The sequence below is a fragment of the Sphingomonas sp. OTU376 genome (assembly GCF_038440415.1).
Lineage (GTDB): Bacteria > Pseudomonadota > Alphaproteobacteria > Sphingomonadales > Sphingomonadaceae > Sphingomonas > Sphingomonas kyeonggiensis_A.
On the sequence record NZ_JASATQ010000013.1, the window covers coordinates 1 to 22289 of the forward strand.

General features: G+C 67.2%; 15 protein-coding genes. 2 read left to right on the plus strand and 13 right to left on the minus strand.

The window, feature by feature from the left end; genetic code table 11:
• Positions 1–359: 359 nt before the first annotated feature.
• From AAHM44_RS07815 to AAHM44_RS07840, 6 genes are all read right to left on the minus strand, one after another.
• Complete coding sequence (locus tag AAHM44_RS07815; RefSeq protein ID WP_342249592.1) at positions 360–1703, minus strand: Gfo/Idh/MocA family protein; 1344 nt, start codon at positions 1701–1703, stop codon at positions 360–362.
• 23 nt (positions 1704–1726) lie between these two features.
• On the minus strand, positions 1727–2872 hold the full coding sequence (locus AAHM44_RS07820; protein WP_342249593.1) for a Gfo/Idh/MocA family protein: 1146 nt from the start codon (positions 2870–2872) through the stop codon (positions 1727–1729).
• Between the two features lie 29 nt (positions 2873–2901).
• On the minus strand, positions 2902–3345 hold the full coding sequence (locus tag AAHM44_RS07825) for a cupin domain-containing protein (protein WP_342249594.1): 444 nt from the start codon (positions 3343–3345) through the stop codon (positions 2902–2904).
• Positions 3346–3423: 78 nt separating this feature from the next.
• Positions 3424–5364, minus strand: a complete 1941-nt coding sequence (locus tag AAHM44_RS07830; RefSeq protein WP_342249595.1) for a glycoside hydrolase family 97 protein — start codon at positions 5362–5364, stop codon at positions 3424–3426.
• 146 nt (positions 5365–5510) lie between these two features.
• Positions 5511–6233 (minus strand): GDSL-type esterase/lipase family protein, encoded by a 723-nt coding sequence (locus AAHM44_RS07835; RefSeq protein WP_342249596.1) that lies wholly within the window; start codon positions 6231–6233, stop codon positions 5511–5513.
• 255 nt (positions 6234–6488) lie between these two features.
• Positions 6489–7823, minus strand: a complete 1335-nt coding sequence (locus AAHM44_RS07840; protein WP_269575598.1) for an MFS transporter — start codon at positions 7821–7823, stop codon at positions 6489–6491.
• Between the two features lie 207 nt (positions 7824–8030).
• On the opposite strand from AAHM44_RS07840, the gene AAHM44_RS07845 reads away from it, so the two are divergent.
• Both AAHM44_RS07845 and AAHM44_RS07850 read left to right on the plus strand, forming a co-directional pair.
• Positions 8031–9524, plus strand: a complete 1494-nt coding sequence (locus tag AAHM44_RS07845; RefSeq protein WP_446745969.1) for a L,D-transpeptidase family protein — start codon at positions 8031–8033, stop codon at positions 9522–9524.
• 20 nt (positions 9525–9544) lie between these two features.
• Positions 9545–9850: a hypothetical protein gene (locus AAHM44_RS07850; protein WP_221416224.1), complete on the plus strand. Its 306-nt coding sequence runs from the start codon at positions 9545–9547 to the stop codon at positions 9848–9850.
• A 127-nt stretch (positions 9851–9977) separates the two neighbouring features.
• Here AAHM44_RS07850 and AAHM44_RS07855 read toward each other — a convergent pair whose 3' ends face one another.
• The 7 genes from AAHM44_RS07855 to AAHM44_RS07885 form a co-directional block, all read right to left on the minus strand.
• Positions 9978–11183 carry an MFS transporter gene (locus AAHM44_RS07855; RefSeq protein WP_342249598.1) on the minus strand — a complete coding sequence of 402 codons (1206 nt, stop codon included), beginning with the start codon at positions 11181–11183 and terminating at the stop codon, positions 9978–9980.
• 34 nt (positions 11184–11217) lie between these two features.
• Positions 11218–12273, minus strand: coding sequence for a LacI family DNA-binding transcriptional regulator (locus tag AAHM44_RS07860; protein ID WP_342249599.1), 1056 nt, complete (start codon positions 12271–12273; stop codon positions 11218–11220).
• On the minus strand, positions 12273–13826 hold the full coding sequence (locus AAHM44_RS07865) for a tryptophan halogenase family protein (protein ID WP_269575602.1): 1554 nt from the start codon (positions 13824–13826) through the stop codon (positions 12273–12275). The genes AAHM44_RS07860 and AAHM44_RS07865 overlap by 1 nt, the downstream gene beginning before the upstream one ends.
• Positions 13823–15373, minus strand: coding sequence for a tryptophan halogenase family protein (locus AAHM44_RS07870; RefSeq protein ID WP_342249600.1), 1551 nt, complete (start codon positions 15371–15373; stop codon positions 13823–13825). The genes AAHM44_RS07865 and AAHM44_RS07870 overlap by 4 nt, the downstream gene beginning before the upstream one ends.
• 111 nt (positions 15374–15484) lie before the next feature.
• Positions 15485–18601 carry a TonB-dependent receptor gene (locus AAHM44_RS07875; RefSeq protein WP_269575604.1) on the minus strand — a complete coding sequence of 1039 codons (3117 nt, stop codon included), beginning with the start codon at positions 18599–18601 and terminating at the stop codon, positions 15485–15487.
• 89 nt (positions 18602–18690) lie between these two features.
• Positions 18691–20976, minus strand: a complete 2286-nt coding sequence (locus tag AAHM44_RS07880; protein WP_342249601.1) for a beta-glucosidase — start codon at positions 20974–20976, stop codon at positions 18691–18693.
• Between the two features lie 314 nt (positions 20977–21290).
• Positions 21291–22172 (minus strand): transglutaminase-like cysteine peptidase, encoded by an 882-nt coding sequence (locus AAHM44_RS07885; RefSeq protein ID WP_342249602.1) that lies wholly within the window; start codon positions 22170–22172, stop codon positions 21291–21293.
• Between the last annotated feature and the right edge of the window lie 117 nt (positions 22173–22289).

Below are 22289 nucleotides of genomic sequence, written 5' to 3' on the forward strand. Positions count from 1 at the left end.
TGGCGAACGCCATCACCGCCAGCCCCGCCGCCAAGCCCACCGCCCCCGCCGCCAGGAAGGGCTTGCGCCGCCTCCTCCGGTGCGCGAAGCGCCCCGCCCGCCCCCCCCCCCCCCCCCCGCCCCCCCCCCCCCCCCCCCCCCCCCCCCCCCCCCCCCCCCCCCCCCCCCCCCCCCCCCCCCCCCCCCCCCCCCCCCCCCCCCCCCCCCCGCCCCCCCGCCCCCCCCCCCCCCCCCCCCCCCCCCCCCCCCCCCCCCCCCCCCCCCCCCCCCCCCGGGGGTCACGAAGAGAGACATGCACCCCATGAACGAAGAAAAAGCGTGATCCCGACTCCCGAGCCAGGATCACGGAGGGGAGTCGTTCAGATGGCGTATTTCGCCCGCTGCGGCCGGCTGAGCATCGCGTTTGCCGCATCGTCCCCGATGAACTTCTCGGCCTTGGGATCCCATTTCAGGCGCCGCCCGGTCTTCATCGCGACATGATGGAGCAGGCAGGTCGAACAGGCGCGGTGGCCGATCTCGGCGGGCGCGCTGACCGGTACCCCTTTCAGGATCGCATCGAGCCAGTTCCGGTGCTGCTCGGGCGCCTTGTAGAGTTGCACCTCGTTCGGGCCGATCACGCTGTCGAGGATCTTCGCATCGCTCGCGCTGAGCGGCACGTCGGCGGGTTTGGATGGGTCGGACGAGGAGACCGCGCCGGTGCGCTGGACGAACACCCAGCCCTTGTCGCCGATGAACTTCACGCCATTGGGCAGCGCGCCCGAGATCGTCATCGTCACGCCATTGGCATAGCGGGCATGCGTCTCGAACGGACCGTGCACGTCCCACAGGCCGGATTTGGGGAATTCGGCGCTGCCCCAGATCTCGACGAGCCCCGAATGCTCCATGTCCATGCCCCAATGGGCGATGTCGACATGATGCGCGCCCCAGCCGGTGATCATCCCGGCGCCGAACTGCTCCATGCGCAGCCAGCCGGGGCGATCCTCGAAGCTGTTCTGCGGGTGGACGCGGATCTCGGTATAATATTGCTCGGACGTGGTCCCCAGCCAGGCGTCGTAGTTGAGGTTCGGCGGGATCGGCATCCGCGGCGCCTCGGGTCCCGAAGGATCGCCCGGCAAGCCGATCTCGACATGCCTGAGCTTGCCGACCCGGCCGTTGCGGACCAGCTCGCAGGCACGGTGGAACTGTGGCCAGGGGTCCTGCCCGCGCTGCTGCGAGCCGATCTGCAATATCCTGCCCGACTTCTTCACTTCGTCCGCCACCCGCCGACCCTCGGCGATGGTCAGCGAGGCGGGCTTTTGCAGATAGACATGCTTGCCCGCCTGCACCGCATGCACGGCGAGCGGCGCGTGCTGGTGGTCGGGGGTCGAGATCAGCACCGCGTCGATGTCCGTCGCGGCGAGTAACTCGCGATAGTCGGTATAGCCGCGCGTACCGGAGTAATTCTTCCCCGTGCTGGCGGCGTAACGGTCATCGACCAGCTGCATGCCCGCGCCCAGCCGCTTGGTGTCGACATCGCACACCGCGACGATCTGGGCGTCGGCGTGCTTGTGGATCTCCTTCATGTCATGGACGCGGCTGATCCGGCCGACACCGATCGCGCCCACCGCAACACGGTTGGAGGGAGCATTCCGGCCAAACACGCTGGACGGCACGATCATCGGCGCCGCTACCGCTCCGATCGCCTGGCGTCTGGAAAGCCGCATGCCCCTCTCCTCATCTTCGTGGTTCAGGCCGTGATGGGCCTCGTCGCGTTCTTCTGTGCGGTGAGCACCAGCTCGGCGGCGAGCAGGGCCTGATCCTGGTCCTGCGCCACGCTCGAGCGCTCGACGATGTCGGTGATGAATTGCGGGCCGAAGGGCAGCGGCATCTTCGAGCAGTCGATATAGCGCACGCCCTGCTTGTCGCAGATCAGCAGGTGGTTGCCGCCGGGGCGCCCGGAGATATCAACGTACTTGCGCAGCTCGATATAGCCCTCGGTACCGAGGATGAAGAGCCGGCCGTCGCCCCAGGTCGGCAGGCCGTCGGGCGTGTACCAGTCGACTCGGACATAGCCGGTGCCGCCGTCGCCGGTCAGCATCATGTCGCCGAAATCCTCGAAGCCCGGCTTGTCCGGCCATTTGAGGTTGCCGGTCTGCGCCGCGACGACATGCGCGGTCTTCGAACCGGTGTAGAACAGGAACTGCTCGGCCTGATGGCTGCCGATATCGGTGAGGATCCCGCCATAGCGGTTCTTGTCCCAGAACCAGTCCGGCCGCCCGGCCCCGACACGATGCGGCGCGAGGTTCACCGTCTGGATCACCTTGCCGATCCGCCCCTGCTGGACGAGCTCGCCGGCATGGACCGCGGCGCGAACTTCCAGCCGCTCGGAATACATGATCGCGAACTTGCGCTTCGTCTCCGCGATCGCCTTGCGAACCTCGGCAAGCTGCTCGAGGCTGGTGATCGCCGGCTTGTCGCCCAGATAGTCCTTGCCCGCGCGCATCGCCTTGATGCCCAGCGGCGCGCGCAGATCGGGGATCGGCGCGCCGACGATGAGCTGGATCGACTTGTCGCCCAGGATCTCGTCCTCGCTGCGGGCGAGCTTCACGGCATTGCCATAGCGCTTGCGGAAGGTGTCGACCTGCTTCGGATCGGCCGAGAAAAAGGCCCAGAGCACGCCGCCGCCGCGGATCATCGCGTCGGTCATCGAATAGATATGCGCATGGTCGAGCCCGATCACGCCGAAATCGACCCGGTGCTTCACCCCAGGCTCCGGCCCGGTAGGCGCGGCATTCTCGGACGGCGCATTGCCCGAGCTCTGCGACTGGGCGAGCACTTCGGGGGGCAGCATCGCGGCAATGCCGGCCATGCCGAGGATCGAACGACGGTCCATGTCACGCACTCCTGTCATTTCACCCCGCGTCAATTCGGCGGCGTCGCGGCGGTCTTCCAGTTGATAACGTGATAGGTCGCCGGGGTCCCGCCCGCATTGCGCAACGCATGTGGCGCATTCGACGCATTGAAGATCACCGAACCCGGCCCAAGCCGCTCCCATTTGCCGCCCGACAGCGTCTCGACGGTGCCGGTGTCGACGATCACCAGCTCCTCGTTCGGATGGGTGTGCGGCGGGTGCGAGGACAGGCCCGGATTGAGCGTGGTGACGTGCATCTCCAGCTCGGACAGCGTCGCGGTCGGCTGGCGGACGAGATTGCGGATCTCGCCGACATCGGTCTTCTGGACCGTGAGCTTGTTCCAGTCCCACACCGTCGGCCCAAGCAGGTCATGCTGCTGGGCAAGCGCGCTGGCACCCCATCCGCAGAGCAATGCCGTGCTTGCGACGAACACATCCCTTTGCGTGATTCGCATCACCACTCTCCTCGTCCGCGCGGTCGTTCGCCGCTTGGGACAAGGGAGTGATAACCGCAATTGTCCGAGTTTTGAACTCTATTTTTCGAACATGGCCACTGCACCGCCATGTGCCGCGAGATCGAGCGTCAGCGTCTCTCCGTCCGCCACTCGCTTCTCGGTGAGGACCGGTGCATCCGGCTGGGCGCCATCCGCCCAGAGCCGCATCACTCCACCCCTAGGCCCGAGAAAATCGAGCGACACAGTGACCTTGCGCGCGGTCTCGCTGTTCATCGCGCCGAGATACCAGGTCCGGCCCTTGCGGCGGGCGAGCACGATATACTCCCCCGTCTCGCCCGCCAGATAGCGTGTCTCGTCCCAGCTCGCCGGCACCGCCTTGATGAAGTCGAACCCCGCGGGACTCGCAGCATAGGTATCCGGGCTGTCCGCCACCGCGGCGACCGGGGACAGGAACACCACATACATCGCCAGCCCATGCGCCCGCGTCGTCTGGACGAACGGCAGGTCGTTCCGGATGCGGAAGGCCTCGGGCGTCACGTTGCGGAAGCCGCCCGGCGTATAGTCCATCGGGCCGATCAGCCCGCGGGTGAAGGCGAGCATGACGTTGTGCCGCGACGTCGCCCGCTTGCTCCACTTGTTGTACTCGGCCCCCATCACGCCTTCCTGCGTCATGAAGTTCGGCCAGGTGCGTGCCAGTCCGCGCGGCGGGAACGCGCCGTGGAGATCGACCATCAGGTGATGCCGCGCCGCCGCGCCGAGCAGCTTGGTGTACCAGTTGACCATCCACTGGTCGTCCCGGTCCATGAAATCGACCTTGATGCCGGCAACGCCCATCTTCTCGTAGAGCGCGAGCGCATCCTCCATCTGCTCGTCGAGCGCCTGCCAGTGCATCCACAGCCACAGCCGCACCTTCTTCGACTTCGCATAGTCGGCGACTTCCTGGAGGTTCAGCGCATCGGCCCATCTGGTGATGTCCACACCCGGGCGGCGCACCCCGCCCCCGCCGGCCCCGGCGTACCAGCCCTCGTCGATCATCGTATAGGGCAGGCCATTGGCGGCGGCGAAGTCGATCAGCGCCTTTGCGACCGCAGTGGTGCTGCGCTGGCCGGGGAGCGACGCGATCACCGGCCCGCTCCACCAGTCCCAGCTCGTCAGGCCCGGCTTGATCCAGCTGGTGTCCTCGATCCGGCTCGCGCTCGAGAGGTTGCTGACGAGATTGCTCTCGTTGAGCTTGCCGAGCTGGTTGGCGAGCATGACCACCCGCCACGGCGTGACGATCGGGCTACCGACACGGCTGTGCACCGCGATCCGGTAATCGTCAAGCGAGGGCGACAGCTTCACCTGCAGCCCCGCCCCGCCGTCCCCGCGCCCGGTCAGATACATGCCCGCAAAGTCGATCAGGTCCGCTTCGGTGATCGCGAAGGCGGCCTTGCCGCTCTCACAGGCAAAGGGGAGATCGAACAGATTATGGTCGCGCAGATGCGGCACGTCGACAGGGTCGAACTCGCCCTCATGGCTCGATCCGAATTTGCCGACATTGAAGCCCCAGCATTTGTAGCTGGGTGGGAAATAGAAGCCGGTGCGATCATAGCGGACGATCGCCGCCGCGGTCTGTGGCTGGACGGGAACGACCGTGCGGAACGCAACGCCGTCGTCATAGGCACGCAGCACGATGTCGAGCCTGCGCTTCGCCCCCGCCTTCTCCTGGAAGTGCACGGTGAGCTGGTTGTAATGGTCGTGCCCCTCCGAGGCGGTACCCGCCACGATCGGATAGCGCGCATCGGCGCTGGCCGTCTCCGATCCCGTAACCGCGAGATTATAGCCCAGCGTATCCGCATCGAGATCGAGCAGGATCGGCGACGGCGCGATCACGATATTGCCGGCGCGCGAGATCGCATAGACCGGCGTGCCCGAGCCATTGAGCTGGATCGAGATGCGGTTGCCGCCGTCGGGCGAGACGGCGGTGAGCAGCTGTTGCGCGGAAGCGGGCGTGATGGAGAAGAGAGCCGCGAGCGCCAACAGTACCCCCCTCCCTGCAAGGGAGGGGCCGGGGGTGGGTGGATGCACGCGATACGGCGCGATGAAGCCGGTGGAAGCAGGATCGCCATGACGCAACCCACCCCTGCCCCCTCCCTTGCAGGGAGGGGAATTGCGCAGGAACCGCATCACGCCTTGTGCGCCTTCAGCACCGGCGCGAGCACGGTCTCCATCGCGGCATAGCCCTGTTCGGTCGGATGCACCCCGTCATAGGCCATGCCGGGCTTCATCGCGCCCTCCCCGGTCGCCAGCACGCCGGTATAGTCGACATAGGTGGCGCGAGCACGGCGGGCATAGTCCGCCAGCCAGGCGTTGATCTTCCGGATGGGCTGCACCGTCTCGAGGCCTTGGCGCCACGGGAAATGATCCGCCGGCGGCACGGAGGCGAGCAGCACCTTGATACCGTTGGCCTGGGCCAGCTCGGTCATCATGCGGAGGTTGTCGCAGCTCTGCTGGACGGTCATCTTGCCGGTGTTGCCGGCGATATCGTTGGTCCCGGCCATGATGTGGATCAGGCGCGGCTTGAACGCGATCACGTCGGCCATCATCCGCAGCACCATCTGCGGCGTGGTCTGCCCGCTGATCCCGCGGCAGATCCGGCCGGGCGTGAAGAAGGCCGGATGCTTGGACTGCCAGCCCTCGGTGATCGAATCGCCCATGAAGACGATATCGACCTTCCGGCCCGAGGCGATCAGCGTTGCGTTGTCGGCGGCGTAGCGGCCGAGCCACGGCCAGTCTTCCTTGAGCTGGCGCTGATGCTTGTCCTCCCAGCTCTCCTGCGCCTGGGCGGCCCGGGCAACGGCGGGGAGCAGGAGCGCTCCGGCAAGGAAACCACGGCGGACGATGGGCATCGCGGCACTCTCCGGCATCGTTAGATACCGGTAACAGTAGCGCCGGCCGGGTGCGCAAGGAAGCGCCCGATGCAGGATCGGGCGCTCCGAAGAAAGGCACGCAAGTTCTGGCGAAACGGGCCGTTTAATGGATCGGCCCGGTGTTGTGCGCGGATATCGGCGTCGGGTCGGACAGCGTAACGCGCACCAGTTCGTTTCCTTGCCGCCGGAGGGGAGTATCCGGGGTCCGGCGGCAAGTGAACGAAGCTTCTCCGATCAGTGGATCGAAGCAGTCTCACCTTCGGCATTGACCACCGGCGCACGGCCGGCAGCGATCGCGAAGCCGCACAGCGCGACATAGCAGAGCGCCGGAACGATCAGCGCGAAGCTGTAGCCGTGCGAGCCCGAGACCAGCCCCACCAGCAGCGGCAGGATCGCGCCGCCGACGATGGCGGTGCAGAGCAGGCCCGACGTCGATTCGGCGCTCGCGGTCGAACGCTCCAGGGTGAGCGTGAAGATCACCGGGAACATGATCGAGTTGAACAGGCCGATCGCCAGCGCGACGAAGCCGGCGGTGACGCCGCCCACCGCGAAGACATAGAGGCACATCGCCGCGGCGATCGCCGTGAACAGCGCGAGCAGCTTGTGGGCCTTCACCACGGTGAGCAGGCCCGAGCCGATCGCGCGGCCGACCATTGCGCCAAGCCAGTAGAAGGCAACGGCCTTGCCGGCTTCCTGCAGCGAAACGCCGTGCACGCCGTCGCTACCCATCGCATAGCCGAGCAGCGGCACGCTGAACGCGGCGTCGGACTGGCCCCAGATCGCGTTCGAGTTGAGGAACAGCGCCATCTGAGTGCCGATCGACACTTCGGCGCCGACATAGAGGAAGATGGCGAGGCCGCCGAACAGCGCCCATTTCGACGAGAAGGCCGCGAACAGGCCGTCGCTGGTCGTCGCCGGCGCCGGAGCTGCCTCGGTGACGACACGGCGGCTGAGGAAGAAGAACACCGCCAGCGCGGCGATCAGGCCGCAGATCCAGAAATAGGCGGAGTCGATGCCCTGCAGCGCCTGGGCGCGGATCTCGGGAGTGATCGTCGTGCCTTCCTTCACCTCGACGCCCTGCAGGAACAGGTGCGCGCCGAGCAGCGGGCCGAGGAAGGTGCCGAAGGAGTTGAAGGTCTGGCTGAGCACCAGGCGGAAATGGCTGCCCTTCGGGTCACCGAGCGCGGCGGCGAGCGGATTGGCCGCCACCTGCAGCACGGTGATGCCGCTGGCCATCACGAACAGGCCGAGCAGCACCAGCCAGTAATTGGCGGCGTTGGCGGCGGTCAGCATGATCAGGCAGCCGGCGATCATCGTGACCAGCGCGGCGATGATCGAAGGCACTGCCTTCAGCCGCGAAACCAGTGCCGAGGCCGGGATCGAGACGACGAAATAGGCGAAGAAGAACGCGAAGGCGCTCGCCTGGGCCTGGAAATCGGTGAGCGTGAAGATGCCCTTCACCGCGGCGACCAGCGGGTCGACCAGCGAGGTGATGAACCCCCAGGCAAAGAACAGGGTTGTGACGGCGGCGAACGCCAGCGTCGTCTGTGTTGAACGTGTAGATGCCAAGAAACCTCTCCCTGCGGACGTCGCCCGCTCCTTGCCACGGCGGGCGTTTGAGGGAAACTGGTCCGACAACGTTGCCACTGTCAAGGCGCGTCGTCGCAAAGTATAAATTCGACGCTCGCCACGCGCGCCCGCTTTGGCTTAATAGCAGGTGGCGATTCAGGTCGCCCGGCCTCAGGGCGGCCGCGAAGGAGATTGCGAGTGACCAAAGTGTTTTCGGGCCGGGTGGCCCGCCGTGCCGCATGGACAGCGGTACTTGCCGGAATCGCGGCGCCTGTCGTCGCGCAACAGGTTGCCCCCGCGCCGCAGACAAACCCCTCGCAGACGCTGCCCGTCGTACCCGTGCCGCCGTTCGTTCCGAACGCGCCGGTGGTGCTGCCGGTGCTGAGCGCATCGCAGGCCGCCGAGCTCGCGCCGATCCTCACCGAGGCCGGCTTCGCCCAGGGCCTGCGTCGCGCCGGCGATCCGACGCCGAGCTTCAAGGACAACCAGGCGCTGGTCCGCGCCGCGCTCGATTATGCCCGCGCCGTCCATTCGGGCCGCCTTGCGGAGGCCGATTTCGACCCGAACTGGGGCCTGCGCCCTACTGCCTATGATCCCCTGCCCGCCTTTGCCGAGGCAGTGAAGCAGAACCGCGTCGGCGCCTGGCTGCGCGACCTGCCGCCGCCCTGGGCCGGCTATGACGCGCTGCAGGCCGGCCTCGCCACCTATCGCCAGATCGTCGCCAAGGGCGGCTGGCAGAAGCTCGCCGCCGGTCCCGACCTCGCCGCCGGCGCCAGCGGCGCCCGCGTCGCCGCCCTGCGCAAGCGCCTCTCGGTCGAGGACAGCCAGGTGACCGCCACCGGCGACAAGTTCGATGCCGAGCTCAAGGAAGCCGTCGTCCGCGCCCAGCGCCGCTACGGCCTCAACCCCACCGGCGTCGTCTCGTCGGGCACGCTCGCCGCGCTCAACGTGCCGGCCGAGGACCGCGTCGGCCAGATCATGGCGAACATGGAGCGCTGGCGCTGGCTGCCGAGCGAACTGCCCGCCAAGCGCATCCAGGTGAACATCGCCGCCGCCGTGCTCACCGTGTTCGAGGGCGACTCCCCGATCGCATCGATGAAGGCCGTCACCGGCCGTCCCGGCAACGAGACGCCGATGCTCCAGTCGAAGATCCACTCGATCGTGCTCAATCCGCCCTGGAACGTGCCGGCCGGCATCGCCCAGAAGGAGCTGTGGCCCAAGGGCGAGGCCACGCTCAAGGCGCAGGGCTACAAGATCATCGGCACCGGCGCGAACCGCCGCCTGCAGCAGCAGCCCGGCCCGAAGAGCGCGCTCGGCCGCTACAAGTTCGACTTCCCGAACAACTATGCCGTGTACCTGCACGACACGCCGTCGCAGTCGACCTTCGCCAGCTTCAGCCGGCTTGCCTCGCATGGCTGCGTCCGCCTGGAGAAGCCGGGCCCGCTCGCCCAGCTGCTGCTGCGCAACGATCCGAACTGGCAGCCCGAGCAGATCAACGCCGCGCTCGCCAAGGGCGACACGCTGCGCGTGAGCCTGCAGGACCAGGACCAGGTCTCGGTCTATCTGCTCTACTGGACCGCCTTCGCCAACGCGAACGGCACGATGAACTTCCGCGGCGATCCCTATGGCTGGGACAAGGATCTCGCGGCAAAGATCGAGAAGCGCTCGGCGATCACCGCCGCCGCCGTTTCCGCACGTTGATAACAAGGGGAATGAACCAGATGAAGATCCGCACCCTCGCCCTGATCGCCACCGCCGGCCTGGCGCTCGCCGCCTGCTCGGGCGGCAAGCCCGACGAGACCGCGAACGAGACCATCGTCGCGAACATCGGCGAGCCGGAGAGCTTCTCCAACGTCACGATCGACGAGCCGGTCGCCACCCCGGCGGTGACCAACGCCACCACGGCGGACACCGCCCCGTCGGCGCCGAGCCTCGCGCCGGACGAGCAGACCCAGGACGACGCCGACGCCACCGGCATGACCGCCAAGGTCGACCGCAATTCGAGCGCGGGCGAGCCGGTGCATTGAGTTCAAGCGCGGGCGGGTACCGCAGGTACTCGCCCGCTCCCATCCTGTCGCCAGTCAGGATGTGACAGCTGACTTGGCAGTTCCCCGGCCTTAGCCGGGGAACCTGGGCAGCTCATTTTCGACAGGCCTAATCCTGCGTCCGGATGCAGAGCGACACCGCGCCGCCGGCCAGCGTGCCGCCCGCCAGGATCAGCAGCCAGATCATGTAGCCGGTCTTCTCCGGCGCCAGCGCCAGCGCGAGCAGCGGCGCGACCATTGCCGGCAGGGTATTGGTCAGGTTGAGCACGCCCAGGTCGCGGCCGCGATGCTCCGGGTTGGGCAGCAGCTGCATCGCGATCGCCGAGTGGATCGCCAGGAACACGCTGAGCCCGGACAGCGCCAGCGCGTGCCCCGCCGCCGCCATGCCCCAGCTCTTGGCGAACGCCATCACCGCCAGCCCCGCCGCCATGCCCACCGCCCCCGCCGCCAGGAAGGGCTTGCGCCGCATCATCCGGTCCGAGAAGCGCCCCGCCAGCACCGTCAGCAGCACTGCGATGATCGTCGACGCCGTCATCGTCGCGACGATCGGATTGGCCTCGACGCTGGTCTTGCTGATGTCCTCGCGGTCGAGCACCGACAGGAAATAATAGAAGCCATAGGTCGACAGGCCATTGCCCGCGACCTGGAACAGGATGCGCGAGGTCCAGGCGAGGATGAAGTCGAACCGGCGCAGCTCGCGTTGCGGCGCGGGCGGAGGCGCGGGCAGCGCCGCGCCTTCGCGGGCGAGCAGCAGGAAGGGCGCGGTCAACGCGATGAAAAGCAGGCAGAGCAAGGCATAGCGGGTCAGGTCGCTGCCCAGCCCGGGGAGCGTGACCAGCACCGCCGACATCGCACCGATCGGATGCGCGATGCCGGTGAGCCCCGCCACCACGCCCTTCTGGTCGTCCGGTATCTCGTCCGCCATCACCGCGGCGATCGGCGCGAACATCATGTTGATGCCGATCTGGATGCAGAACACCGCGAGCAGCAGGCTCGCCGGGTCGGCGGAGACCAGCAGCACGCCATAAGCGGCGCAGAGCACGCCCAGCCCCACCGTTACCCACGGCCTGCGCGTGCCGTGGCGCAGGCGCGTGCGGTCGCTCAGCGCGCCGAACAGGATGTTGGTGATGCTCGCCACCGCCGCGCCGCCCAGCGCACCGGCACTGAGCAGCTGCACCGCATGCTCGCCCCCGGCCTGCGCCGCCTTGAGCGGCAACAGCACCATGACGAACGGCATGAAGCTGACGAACATGCCCGAATAGGCCAGCGCGTAGAGGAAGATGAAGCCGCGGCCGGGCGAGACGAAGCGTGGCATGGGCGGCGGACAATCGGCGCCCCCCGCGCCCAAGTCAACGCCGCGGCGGCGCGGTCGAGACACGTTCGACGAAATCGAAGGGCAGCAGGTGCCGCGCATAGTCGAGCGCTCCGCCCCGCGCCTTGCCCTCGATCAGCAGCTCGGCCGCGCGCGCGGTCATCGCCGCGATCGGCTGGCGGATCGCGGTCAGCGCGGGCACGCTCATCCGCACCGTCGGCGTGTCGTCGAAGCTCACCACCGAGAGGTCGCCCGGCACCGACAGCCCCAGCGGCCCGGCCGCGTGCAGCACGCCCAGCGCCATCTCGTCGCTGCTCGCCAGCACCGCGGTCGGCGGCACGTCGAGCGACGCGAGCGTGTTCAGCGCATCGACGCCCGCCTCATAGGTGAAATCGCCCGGCTGCAGATAGGCCGGCTCGACCTGGAGCCCCCGCGCCTCGATCGCGCTGGTAAAGCCGCGCAGCCGGTCCGGGCTCATCGCATATTCGGGATGACCCTGGACATAGGCGATGCGCGTGTGCCCCAGGTCGAGCAGGTGCTCGGTCGCCCGGCGCGCCGCCGCCTCGTCGTCCATATAGACCGCGAAGCCGGGGCCTTCCTGGTGCGAGCCGAGCCGCGCGAAGATCAGCCCGTTGCGGTGGAGCAGCTCGGTGATCCGCGGATCGTCGCTGTGCGGCGGCGTCAGGATCACCCCGTCGGGATGCAGCGCGGAGAGTGCCGCCTGCACCTGTGCCTCGAGCTGGTCCGAATGCGAATCCACCAGCTCGAACAGCATGCGATAGCCATGCTCGGCGCATTTGAGCATCCCGCCGAACAGCATCTGGTCGACCCAGTCATTGCCGCGCCGCGACTGCCAGCCCTCGAGCGTCGGCCGCTCGTCGTTGAACGCCAGGATCAGATAGGAGCGCGATCCGCCCAGCCGCCGTGCCGCCAGGCTCGGCACATAGCCCAGCTTGTCGATCGCCGCCTGCACGCGCGCCTGCACGCCGGCAGTGACGTTCGGCCCCTTGTTGATGACGCGGCTCACCGTCTGCAGCGAGACTCCCGCCTCGGCTGCAACATCCTTGATCGTGATCGCGCGTTTCTTCTGCATCAAACCCCGGCAGACATGGCAGCTTGGGCCGGCCGGCCTAGATCGACCTTCTCCGCGCGGCAATGCGCATCGATGAACTGCTGCTGGGTCGGCAACTGGCGTACGAAGCCGGCAAGCTGGTCGCGCGCCTGGGCCAAGCCCGCATAGAGCCCGGCCTCGTCGATCCGGTCGACCAGCGGATGATAGGTGCGCGGCAGCTCGCCCATCCCGTCGAGCACGGAGAACCAGCTGACCGATCGGAACAGCTCGTCCAGTCCTTCGCGCAGCGTGCCGTTCGCGCGGAACAGCTCCACCCGCTCCTTCAAACTGTCCGGCCATTCCATGTCACGGCACTTGCGCCAGAAGGGCGTGTCGTCGCGCGCTGTGGTGCAATAATGGAGCACGATGAAGTCGCGGATCTCGGTATAGTCCGCGATCATCCGCCGGTTATATTCCTCCGCCAGCGCCGGGTCGCAGTGGCGATCGGGCAGAAAGCGGAAGAAGAAGTCCATGCCGCGATAGATCAGGTGGATCGCGGTGCTCTCCAGCGGTTCGATGAAGCCGGAAGCGAGCCCGATCGCCAGCACGTTCTTGTGCCAGATCTGCTGGCGCACGCCCGTCTTGAACGGCACCACCATCGGCCCGGCGACCACCTCGCCCTCCACCTTGTCGAGCAGGATGCGCGTCGCCTCGTCGTCGCTCATGAATTCGGACGCGAAGACATGGCCATTGCCGGTGCGGTGCTGCAGCGGGATGCGCCAGCGCCAGCCGGCGTCCTGCGCCTCGGCCAGCGTATAGGGTTTGGGCGGACCGACATTCTCGGTCTGCGCGGCGATGGCGCGGTCGCAGAACAGATAGTTGGACCAGTCGGTATAGCCGGTGCCCAGCGCCTTCTCGATCAGCAGTGCGCGGAAGCCCGAGCAATCGATGAAGAAGTCCGCGTCGACGGTCCGCCCGTCCTTGAGCGTCAGCGTCGAGACGAAGCCGCGATCGTCGAGCGCGACATCGGTGACGATGCCCTCGGTCCGCTTCACCCCGCGCGCCTCGGCATGACCGCGCAGATATTGGGCGACGCGCTTGGCATCGACATGCAGCGCATAGGAAGCGCCGGCGATCGGCGTGCCCCGCGCCTTGAACGGCAGCATGAACTTGCCCGCATGCGCCATCACCGTGGCTGGCGCGAAATCCTGCAGCGCGAAGTCATGGCCGTTGAGCTTCGCCTTGCGCCACACCTGGTAGAAGTCGCTCAGCTCGATCCGCTGGCCGACATCGCCGAACGGGTGGAAATAGGTCTCGCCCTGCTTCCACCAGTCCTTGAACTCGATCCCCAGCTTGAAGCTGGCCTGCACCTCGCGGATGAATTCCTGCTCGTTGATGTCGAGCTTGGCGATCAGCTCGAGGAAGGGCGGGATCGTGCTCTCCCCCACCCCGATCGTGCCGATGTCGTCGCTCTCGACCAGCTCGATCTCGAAGAGCCTGCCCTTCATGTGGTGCGCCATCACCGCGGCGGCGATCCAGCCGGCGGTGCCGCCGCCGACGATGCAGACTTTGCGGAGCGCGTCGGGGCTGTTCATGCGGGCGTCCTTAGCGACTGGTTCCGGGGCTCGGCAGCGGCGCCGTCCACCGTCGCGAGAAACTCTTCATGCGTCGGCGTGTCGGAGACGGTACGGGCAACCGCGGCCCGCATCTGCTCCAGCGCCGGCGCCAGTTCGGCAACGCTCACCGCCGCGACGCCGGGATCGATCCGCTCGGGCAGATGCTCGAACCCGCCATAGATGGCCAGCCAGGATGCCGGGTGGAACATCTCCCAGCGATAGCGGATGAACGCGCCCCGCGCCCGCCACAGTTCCATCTTGGCGGCCAGCGTGTCGGGCAAGGTCATGTCGCGGCACGCCTGCCAGAACGGCCCTTCGCGGGTGCTGAGATTGTAGTGGAGGATGATGAAGTCGCGAACGCGCTCCATCTCCTCGGCGCACTGAATATTGTATTCGGCGATCACCGCCGGATCGAAGCCCTTGTCCGGGAAGAGCTGCTTGAGCCGTTCGATCCCGGTCTCGATCAGCGCGATGCTGGTCGATTCCAGCGGCTCGAGGAAACCCGATGCCAGGCCCAGCGACACGCAGTTCTTCGCCCAGGCGACCTCGCGCCGCCCCGGCGTGAAGCGCAGCCGGCGCGGCTCCATCGTCGGCTTGCCCGGCACATGGGCGAGCAGCTCGGCGCGCGCCTCGTCATCGCTCTGGAAACTGCTCGAAAAGACGATGCCATTGCCCTCGCGGGCACGCAGCGGGATGCGCCATTGCCAGCCGGCGGTGCGCGCGGTGACCGTGGTGCAGCTCGGCGGCAGGCCCACCCGCTCGCTCTGCACCGCAAAGGCGCCGTCGCAGAGCAGCCAGTGCGACCAGTCCTGGTAGCCGATGCCCAGCGCCTCGCCGATCAGCAGGCCGCGGAAGCCCGAGCAATCGATGAACAGGTCGCCCTCGACCTTCTCGCCGCTGCCCAGCGTCACGCTCTCGATGAAACCGGTCTCGCCATCCAGCGACACATCGGTAATCTTCGCGTCGATCCGCATGACGCCGCTGCGCTCGGCATAGTCGCGCATGTGCGCGGCGAACAGCGCGGCATCGAAATGCAGCGCCCAGTCGAACACCGAGAGCTGGCTCGGGGGGTTGGGCAAGGGCACGCTGGCATGGCCTTCGCGCGCGAGCATCGCGCCCAGCGAATATTCCTCCAGCGGCGCGGCCTGGCCGGCGGCGCGGGCCTTCGCCCAGAAATGATGGAAGTCGATGCCGCGCAGGTCCTGCCCGAAGCGGCCAAAGGGGTGGACGAAACTGGTGCCGGGCTTCCAGTCGACGAAGCGGATGCCCAGCTTGGCGGTCGCCTCGCAGGCGCGCATCACTTCGGCGTCGGTCATGCCAAGGCTGGCGTAGAAGCGCCGGATGGTCGGGATCGTCGCCTCGCCGACGCCGATCGTGCCGATTTCCGAGCTTTCGATCAGGGTGATCCGGGTGCCCGTCCCCGCCAGGTATGAACCCAGGGCTGCCGCCGCCATCCAGCCCGCGGTACCCCCGCCGACGATGACGACACGCTCGATCGCGCCGCTGGCCATTCCCCCATCCTTCATGATGTCATCTGATAGTCTTGGTAACGGTATCGCAAGCGAAACCGCCTGCCTCCGCTCCTGAAAAATGGGCCGGCAGCCCATGGGGACTGCCGGCCCAGGAGGGTTGGCTCGTTAGAAGCGGACGCGCACGCCGCCCGAGAAGCGCGGCTCGAACCGGTTCTGCGAGTGGTACTGCTTCGAGTCGTCGTCGAACTGGAAGTAGTAGCGCTCGCGCTCGCCGAAGATGTTCGAGCCGTTCACGTACACCGCGAAGGCGTCGTTGATGTTGTAGGTCACGTTGGCGTCCACATATTGCGCGGTATCCTGGTAGATGCCGATGCCGCCGAAGGTGGAGGCCAGGCGCGGCGTGCGGTAGTTGTACGCCACGCGCAGCTGCAGGTGATCGTCCTGGTACCAGCCGACCAGGTTGACCTGGCTCTTCGAGTTATCCGGGAACGGGAAGCGCGAACCGTCGAGTGCACGGCCGTTCTGCTTGCTGTCCGAATAGGTGTAGTTGGCGTCGATACCGAAGTTGCGGAAGAAACCGCTGCCGATCAGGTCGCTGAAGGCAAGCTTCGCCCCCACTTCGAATCCCTGCAACGACCCACCCGTCCCCTGTTCCGGCTGGGTGACCGGAACCGCACGACGGATCACGCCGTCGCCGTCCGCGAAGCGGCCCGCGCCCGGGGTGGTGCGGCTCTGGACGAAGCTGTTGATGTCCAGCTTGAACGCACCGATGTTGAACATCGAGGCGCGGCCCAGATAATATTCCAGGCTCACGTCATAGTTGTTCGAACGCCACGGGTTGAGGTTCGGGTTGCCGCTCGAGCTGGCGCCGGTGACCTGGCGCACGCCGCAGGGCGCGTCCGTCGGCCCCGGCGTGCCCGAACAGGGAGAGTCCGCGGTCGAGATGGTCAGGCCGCCGCCATAATTGCCCAGATCCAGCGGGATCATCGTCTTGGCGAAGGCCGCACGAACGCGAAGCTGGCGCGTGAAGTCGTACGACAGCGTGACGGTGGGCAGCCAGTCGAGATACGAGCGGCGCGAAACCACGTCGCCGGTATCGAGATTGGTGTCACCATAGGCGCGCGTGTCGCCGGTGAGGTTCTGCTTCACGGTCAGCTTGGTGTTGATGACGCGCAGGCCGAGATTGGCCTTGAACCCGCCCGTGGAGAAGGCGGTGTTCAGGTACGCGCTCTCCTCGACCAGGTCGACGTCATAGGTGTTGCCCGGGATGGTGACCTCGGTCGAGGGACCGAACACCTTGTCCTGGAACGCCTTCACATCGTCGAACGCCTTGGGATCCGCGACCCACAGGCCCGGCATGCCGTTGACCACGCCGCCCCAGTTGGTCTGGAAATAGACCGGGGTATAGGCATTGAGCTTGGTCGGGCGGTTGACCGTATAGCCCTGGAAGCAGGTCGGTGCGTTGGCCACGGTAGCCGCGGTGCAGTTCGACGGCGCGGTAGCCGCCGGCAGTGCCGCATTGTACCCCGGGTTGGAGACGAACTCGCCCGCCGAACACTGGGCGTTGTCCATAACAACGTCGATCGCCTTCCACTGCGCAAGGCAGCCTTCCGGAACCGCTGCGCCGTTGCCGCCGTAGAAGTTCGAGAAGAGGTGGAAGTTTCGGATCTGGGTCTGGCGGTCCGAACGGCGCACGCCGACATCGACACGGTTGAGCAGGCCGAACAGGCCGCCTTCGTCGAAATCATAGCTGCCGTCGGCGCGGAACACGCCCAGGCTCGCATGGTTCTCCTGGTTGCCCTCGGACGAGAAGGCCGCGACAGCATAGCTGTCGAGATTGGCCATATAGTCCTTGAGCGTCTTGCCGGCGCCCAGGCCGCCCGAGATGGCGGTGTCGAAGCCGCTGATCGCCGGGTTCGAGCCGCGCAGATCGAGATGGAGCTGCGGGTCCTGGCCATAGCCGAGCGGGTTCGGGTTGATGTAGCGGCCGCCGCGCGAGCCGACTACGCCGTTCGAATATTGCGACGCGGGATACTGCGACGCGATGTTCGCCGGGTAGAACGGACCACGGGTGCGGTCCGCGGCGTTGCGGAACAGCGTGAAGGCGCGGCCCGGCGCGTACTGCCAGTTGCTCAGGTCGCCCTGCACCTGGCCGTTCATGCTGCGCATGTTGGCGTTGGACTTCAGCGCGCGGGCACTGAACTTGAAGTTGTCCTTGTCGTAGTCGATCTGGAAATTGTAGTTGGTCGAGTGCTCGCGCGCGGTGCGGTTGACCGAGAACGAGTTGAACCACCAGACATTGAGATCATACTGGTTCACGTCCAGCCAGGGCTGGCCGTTGCCGGCGGTCTGGCCCGAGGGCGTGCTGTCGGTCGGCGTGGTCCAGCCAAGGCCGTTCCAGCGGTTCGAGATGTTGATGCCGGCGGCGCGGTTGTGCTCGACCAGCTCGGTGTGGAAGACTTCGCCGGTGACGGTCCAGTCGTCGTCGATCTTGAACTGGACGGCGCCGTTGATGCCGAAGCGCTGGCGCTCGACTTCGCGGTTGAAGAATTCATAGCCGTGCGGCGAGATCCAGTTGTTGCCGGAACCGCCCCAGTCATTGTTGCCGAACACGCCGCCGCCGATGCCGGCATAGCTGTTGCCCAGGCGGTTGCGGCTATAGGTCGCGCCGACCATCGCGCCGAAGCGGTCGCTGCGCCAGCTGGCCAGGCCGCTGAACAGATAGTCGTTATGCTTGGTGTTCGAACCCCGGGCATATTCGCCCTGCCCCGAGAACACGAAGCCTTCCTTCATGTCGAAGGGGCGACGGGTGCGCAGGTCGATCGTGCCCGAGATGCCCGACAGCGCGTTGCGCGTGTCCTGCGACTTGTAGACGACCACGGCGTTCATCAGCTGCGCCGGGATGTCGTTGAGGTTCGGCTGCGCGGTGCCGAGGTTGCCCGGGCTCAGATACTGCTCGCCGTTGAGCAGCGTGATGACCTGCGGCAGGCCGCGAATGTTGACCGTCGAGCCTTCGCCGGCGCTGCGCTGGATCTGGACGCCCGAGATGCGCTGCAGCGCATCGACGATCGTCACGTCCGGCAGCTTGCCGATGTCTTCCGACGAGATCGCATCGACGATCGCCGTCTCGTTGCGCTTGATGTCGACCGACTTGGCCTGCGACGCGCGGATGCCGGTGACGACGATCTCTTCACCCGCATCCTGCGTGTCCTGCGGCACCACGGCCGTATCCTGGGCCCATGCCGGCGCGACCATCGCGGTCGTCGCCAGCAAGCCGGCCATCAAACTGGATATTCCCTTCATTCCCTTCGTCCTCCCACTCTGTTCTGCACCCCGACGCATCTACGCGCGCCTCACCCGGTGCTGTCCCGTCAGGGCGCCAGACGGCGCTCCTGCAAATCCGCCGCGCCCGTGAGCACCGGTTGTCCGGCATCCCGCGAGATCGCGACGCGATAGGTTCCCGCCGCGACGTGCCAGCCCGGCTGGGCGGTGTCGTAGTCCGCGACGATGCGCGGCTCGGCGGTGAGCGTGATCCGGCGAGTCTCGCCGGGCTTGAGCGTCACCCGCTCGAAGCCCGCGAGGCGCAACGGGCGGGCGCCCGTGGCCGGAGTCACGTAAAGCTGGGGCACGTCGGCGCCTTCGCGCTTGCCGCGATTGGTGACGTCGAAGCTCACCGTCAGCGCGGCGCCCCCCTCCACCCTGAGGTTGGCATAGGCGAACTGGGTGTAGCTGAGCCCGTAGCCGAACGGGAAAGCCGGGCGCTGGCCCTGCTTGGCATACCAGCGATAGCCGACGTCGGAGCCTTCCTTATAATCGATCACGAACGGCTTGATCGCCCGCGCATCCTGCCCGCGATCGGGGGATGCCTTGACCTGGTCGAAGCCCGGCACCGTGGGGCGCGGCGCCTGGTCGATGGACGCCGGAAAAGTGATCGGCAGGCGCCCCGAGGGGTTCACCTCGCCGAACAGCACCCGCGCCACGGCCTCGCCGCCACGCTGGCCGGGATACCAGGCGGCGAGCACCGCCGGCACCTGCTTGAGCCAGGGCATCAGCACCGGGCCGCCGGTATTGAGCACCACGGCCGTCTTCGGATTGGCGGCGGCGACCGCGGCGATCACCGCATTCTGGTTGCCCTCCAGATCGATCGTCTCGGGATCCTCGGCCTCTGTGGTCCACTGGGTGGCCCAGACGATCGCCAGGTCCGCGTTCCTCGCCGCCGCAGCGGCAGCTTCGGGGTTGCTGCCATCGACGAAATCGACGCGCGCCTTGGGGGCCAGCGCACGGATTGCCGCAAGCGGCGAGGACGCATGCCAGGTCACGCGCACGAAGGACGCGGCCGGGCCGTTCTTGAGCGGGATCTCCAGCGGAATGCCGCCGGTCGAGCGGACCTGCGACGAGCCGCCGCCGGAGAGCACCCCGATATCGGCATGGCCGCCGATCAGCACGATCCGCTTCGCCGACTTGGCCAGCGGCAGGATATTCTTCTCGTTCTTGAGCAGCACGATGCCCGCCTCGGCCGCGCGCTGGGCGACCTCGGCATTCTTCGCGGTATCGATCGGCTGCGGCGTCTCGACCACCGGCGCGTCCATCACACCCGCCGAGAACATGCCGTTCAGGATGCGCCGCGCCATGTCGTCGAGCCGCGCCATCGGCAGCGCCCCGCTTTCCACTGCCTTGCGCAGGTCGGCCCGGAAGAAGGGATGCGTATCGAGCTCGCCGCCCGATTGCTGGTCGAGCCCGTTGCGCGCGGCCTTCACCGTCGAGTGCACCGCGCCCCAGTCGGACATGACATAGCCCGGATAGGCCCAGTCCTGCTTGAGCACGGTGTTGAGCAGGAACGCGTTCTCGCAGGCGAAGTCGCCATTGACCGACATGTAGGCGCACATCACCGAGCCCGGCTTGCCGCGCTCGATCGCCAGTTCGAAGGCGAGCAGATCGCTTTCCCGGAACGCCGCCTCGCCGATCTTCGCATCGCTGACGAAGCGGCCGGTCTCCTGCGCGTTCAGCGCGAAATGCTTGATCGTCGAGATGATGCGGTTCGACTGGATGCCCTTGATCGACTCGCCCGCAAGCGTGCCGGCGAGCAGCGGATCCTCGCCCAGATATTCGAAGTTGCGCCCACCCCAGGGATCGCGGGTCAGGTTGATGCCCCCGGCGAGCATCACGTTGAAGCGCTTGGCCCGCGCCTCGCTGCCGATCATCGCGCCGCTTTCATAGGCGAGCTTGGGATCGAAGCTGGCCGCCAGCGCCAGGCCCGAAGGGAGCGCGGTGGCGGTATCGCCCTTGCGCTGCTCGACCTGGTTGGCGACGCCGAGGCTGGCATCGGTCTCGCGAAGCGCCGGGATGCCCAGGCGCGGGATCGCCGGCTGCTGGCCGGCCGAGGGGATCAGGTCGGTCGGCGCGTCGGGCCCCTTCGCGAAGGGCGGGAACCATGTGTAGACGAGCGCCAGCTTCTCCTCGAGCGTCATCGCCGCGAGCAGCATTTCCGCACGGGCACCCGCGGGAAGCTTGGGATCGGCCCAGGGACGGGCGGAAGGATCGGCTTGAACCGGTGACGCGGCGGGTGCGACCTGCGCGTGCGCGGTCATCGTCCCGGCAAGCGCGGTGGTGGCAAGCAACGCCATGGAGCGCGCCACGTGCCGCAGGCTGAACAACATTCACCTCTCCCCTTCGGCGCATGCAACAGCGCCGCGCACGCCCGGGGGCGTGCCTGTTTATCCGATCCAACCTGGGGGAGGCTTATTCCGACAACGCTGTCGGATTCAGCGACAAACTAAGCCGACGACGCCTCGTGGCGCGCACGGCAGCCTGTTCCAACACCCCTCTATCGTTCGCGGAGTCTTGCGCTCCAATGGGGTGCTTAGAGCATAAATTGAGAGCGTTCTCAAGAACGTTCTCAATTTTGTTACAGCCATAGTGGCAGCTTATAGTCAAAGCGTTGTAATAACGTGATATTCTTGCAGGTTTACGGCTATTTCCCGGTGTAGCGGACCGCCATTTCACCGGCTCGAACAAGCTCGTCGCGCACCGATTTTTCGCTAATTTTGGAAGCGCTTTCAATCGCCTGACCCGGCGAGTCCCCGGCCGGCACGGCGGCACCCAGCCGTGCGATGCCCGCCGGAACAGGCCCGACAGCGGCAACCTCGACACGCGGCGCGCCCGCAGGCTCGATCCGATCGCGGCGGATCGGGCGCGTGCGCAGCACCAGCATCCTGCCGCCCCGGGCGGTGCGCAGGCGCGGCCCCTGCCCCGCGTCATCCGACACCGCAAGCGTCGCACCGTCGCGATTGACCGACCAGATCACCCGGTAGCGCCCGGCCAGCTCGGCCGCGGCCACCGGCCCGGCGAACTTGTTGTCGAGCACCCAGTTTTGCCCGTCCGCCTCGACGAACAGCACGGCATGCTGCTCGGCATCCCGATTGTCCCACACGATCGCCAGCCGCATCGCGGACTCGGCAAGCCCCAGCTCACGCAGCGCGAAATATTTGGTGAGCGCGAAATCCTCGCAGTCCCCGCCCCGCGCGAACATCTCGGCGGGCGTTTCCCAGCGATCGGCCATGCCCCAATTGGCGAGATCGGGAACATAGGGCAGCTTGTTGACCACCGACTGGACGCCGGCGACCCGATCGGCAACCGGCTTTCCCTGCAGCCCGGCAAAGGCGGCACGCCAGCCTGAGGGACCGCATTCGGCCGGCAGCTCGTCGGCGGGCATCATGCAATGAAGCGGGTTTCGAGCGGCCGGATCGCGTGCGGCGCGGGCAAGCACATCGGTCCAGCGCGGCGCATCCGCCAGGCGAAGCGCAATCACGCCCTCGCCCGCCGAATCACCCGCGGCCGCCATCGCGGCGGACACGGACTGCCCCCAGGCCAGTGCCGCACAGGCAAGCACCAGCCGCGATGAAGATACGCGACGCAAAGCCCCAAACCCCCGGTTTTACGGAGGCTGGGATACGCCCGGGCGCCCTAAGGC